We start from the raw sequence: 3,312 nt of genomic DNA, 5'->3' as shown, positions 1-3,312 counted from the left end.
AGCGAACTGGCCCCGGACTCCGCGCCGCCCAGCAGATAGACGGGGGCTGACCATCGGACCCGGAGGTGCCGGAGGTCCCGGCGATTCCCGGCGCCCCGGAAGCCCCCGAGGACCCGGGCGCCCCGGAAGCCCCGGAGGTCCCGGGCGCCCCCGGCGCCCCTGGAGCGCCTGTCGTATCGGACGGCGGCCCGCTCTGCCCGCCCCCGGATCCGCCACCCCGCAGACCCGCGAGCCCGCGCGGCAGCACGTACACCGTCGCGACGAACAGCACGCCCAGCAGCAGCGGCCCGTGACCCGGCCAGGAACCGGCGACCCAGTCCCGGGTGGCGACGATGAGCCCGGCGCCCAGCAGCGCGCCGATCACCGACGTCGTACCGCCGATGACCACCGCCAGCAGGGCGAACGCGGCGATCTCGAACCCGACATCGGCGGGGGAGAGGTACTGCTGCACGGTCACCATCAGCGAACCGCCCACACCGGCCAGCGCGCCCGCGCAGACGTGGGCCACCAGCAGGTACCGCCCCACCGGGTGCCCGGAGGCGCGCATCCGCGCCTCGGCGCCCCGGGTGCCGGTCAGCAGCTTTCCCGCCGGGGAGCGCAGGACGAGCAGGGTGAGAGCGACGGCGACGACGGCCACGACGAGCGCGTAGTTGTACAGCTCGCTCTCCTCCAGCATCCCCTCCCCGCCCCACAGCGCCTGAGTGGCCGGGAAGCCGACGAGGCCGTCCGCGCCGCCGGTGACGGACTTGAGCTGGTTGACGACCGCGCCGGTCAGCTCGCCGATCGCGAGCGTGATCATCAGTACGGTCGTGCCGCGGGCCCGGATCACTGCCGGCCCCACCACCGCCGCGAAGACGGCGGCGGCGAGCGCCGAGAGGACGAGCTGGACGGGGCCCACGGTCCACCCGGCGTCCGCGAGGTTCGCGGTGGCGTACGCGCCTACGGCGAACGGCGCGGTCTGCCCGAGGGTGGGGAGTCCGGCGTACCCGGTGAGGACGGTGACGCTGACCGCGAGGAGACCGAGGGCCAGGGCGGAGCCGGCCAGCGAGATGCTGTACGCGTCGAGCAGGGCGGGCAGGGAGATCAGCACCCCGAGCAGGACGAGCAGCGGAGCCGCCTGCCACCACGCGGCCCTGCCGGGCAGCCGGTTCACCCACTCCGGGGAGCCGTTCCGCCTGCGGAGCCGGTCCAGCCGCACCGAGGGGCGCTTCGGGCCGGGAAGGCGGCCCGCCAGCAGGCCCCGGAGCCGGGCGACCGGGTCCGGGGACGATGCCTCGGAGCCGTGCCCCGCCCCCGCCGGCTCCGCGAAGCGGGAGCGCAGCACCAGCACCGCCGCCATCGCGGCGAAGAGCAGATACGGCGCCAGCTCCGGCGCCACCGAGACGCCCAGCGTCTGCACCTCGCCCACGGCGACGGCCGCCGCGAACGTCGCCCACAGCGAGCGCAGCCCGCCGAGCACGACCACCACGAGGGAGAGCATCAGTACGTTCTCGGACGTACCGGGTCCGGGGCCGATGATCGGCGCCCCGAGCACGCCCGCCGCCCCGGCCAGCGCACCCGCCGCCGCGAGGACACCGGTGTGCACGGCCCGCGGGCTGTGCCCGGTGGCCGCGAGCATCTGCGGATCGTCGGCGGCGGCCCGTACCGCCGCGCCCATCCGGGTCCGGGTCAGCACCCACGTCCCGAACCCCGCGAGCAGCACGGCCATCACGATGAAGCAGAGCCGGTACGCCGGGTAGCGGTGCCCCAGCAGCGTCACCGAGGAGTCGAGCATCTCCGGTACGTGTACGGGGAGTTCGTCCGCACCGAAGAACTGGATGAGCAGATCACCGCCGATCAGGGCAAGACCGAACGTCAGCAGCGCCTGCGCCAGATGCCCACGCCGGGCCAGCGGAGCCGTCGCCGCGGACAGCCCCGCCCCCGCCACGCACGCCGCCGCCGTCCCCGCGGCCAGACCGAGGGCGAGACCGCCCCAGGTCCCGTCGCTCAGCTCGGCCCCCGTGTACGCGCCGATCGCGTACAGCGTGCCGTGCGACAGATTCAGCACACCCGCGGTGCCGAAGGCGAGACTCAGACCGGCGGCGACCACGAACAGCAGCAGCCCGAAGGCCACTCCGTCCACCGCCGGTACGAGGTGGGCGTCCAGGAGCTCCATGTCAGCTGCCGAGCGTCGCCAGGTCCTGAACCATGACGTTGGCCAACTTGGAGCCGTCCGGCCGTACCTGGCGCAGATACCAGGTCTGCACCGGCGAGTGGGCCTTGTCGCCGAACTCCCAGGCGCCGCGCGGGCTGTCGATCTGGCCGAGACCCGCGATGGCCTTGTTGATGGTCTGAGAGGTCACATCGCCGTCCTTCGCCGCGTCGGCGATCGCCTTGTCCAGCACGGCCGCCGCGTCGTAGGACGCCATCGCGTAGGTGGTGGGCTGCGTGTCGTGCTCGGCCGTCCAGTCGGCGGCGAACTTCCGGTTGGCCTCGTTGTCCAGGTCGGCCGCGTAGTTCAGGACGGAGTAGATGTCCTTCGCGGCGGGGCCCTGCGCCTGGAGCACGCTGCCCTCGGTGACGAAGGCCGTGTACAGCGGAAGATCGGCGATGTCCGACTGGGCGTACTGCTTGGCGAAGTCGATCGCGGCCTTGCCCGCGTAGAAGCAGTACACCGCCTTGGCGTCCGTCTTGGCTATCTCCGCGAAGTACGGCATGAAGTTCGTCGTCTTCGGGAACGGCGTCCAGGTGGTCTTGCCGTCCGGATTGGCCAGCTTGCCCTTCACCCGCTTGAACTCATCGGTGAAGCCCCGGAGTTCGTCGTATCCGCCCTGGTAGTCGGGGCCGATCGCGTAGACCGGCCCGTCGACCTTCTCCTTGATGTACGGGGCGATGGCCCTGCCCGGCTCGTCGGACAGGAAGCTCGTGGTCCACACGTACTCGATGTCCTTGACCGGCGGCCGGGCGTTCGACCCCAGGAGGGGGATCTTGGCCTGCTGGATCAGCGGCAGCACCGCGTTGACCGAGCCACCGCCGACGAGGCCCGTCAACACGTCGACCTTGTCCTTCTTGACCAGCTTGGTGGCCGCGGGCACCGCGGTCGGCGGGCCGTCGCCCTCGTCCGCCACGATCAGCTCGACCTTTCGACCGCCGAGCTTGTTGCCGTGGGTGTCCAGATACAGCTTGAAGCCGTCCCGCAGCTCCGTGCCGACCGGTTCGTAGGTGCCCGACAGGGAGGCCACCAGACCGATCTTCACCGTGTCGTCGGCGGAGCCGCTGCCGCCGCCGCTGCACCCGGTGACGGCTGCAAGACCGAGGGCGAGGGCGGCGGCA

General features: G+C 72.5%; 2 protein-coding genes. Both read right to left on the bottom strand.

Features of this window, described 5'->3' with window-relative positions; genetic code table 11:
* A partial coding sequence (locus D3105_RS33045) for an ABC transporter permease (RefSeq protein ID WP_240647115.1) occupies positions 1-2,155 on the bottom strand: 2,155 nt, incomplete at its 3' end.
* A 1-nt stretch (position 2,156) separates the two neighbouring features.
* A partial coding sequence (locus D3105_RS33040; RefSeq protein WP_118906508.1) for an ABC transporter substrate-binding protein occupies positions 2,157-3,312 on the bottom strand: 1,156 nt, incomplete at its 5' end.

Source organism: Streptomyces globisporus (assembly GCF_003501885.1).
Lineage (GTDB): Bacteria > Actinomycetota > Actinomycetes > Streptomycetales > Streptomycetaceae > Streptomyces > Streptomyces globisporus_D.
Note: the sequence above shows the minus strand (reverse complement) of the source record. Positions and strands in the feature narration are given on the sequence as shown.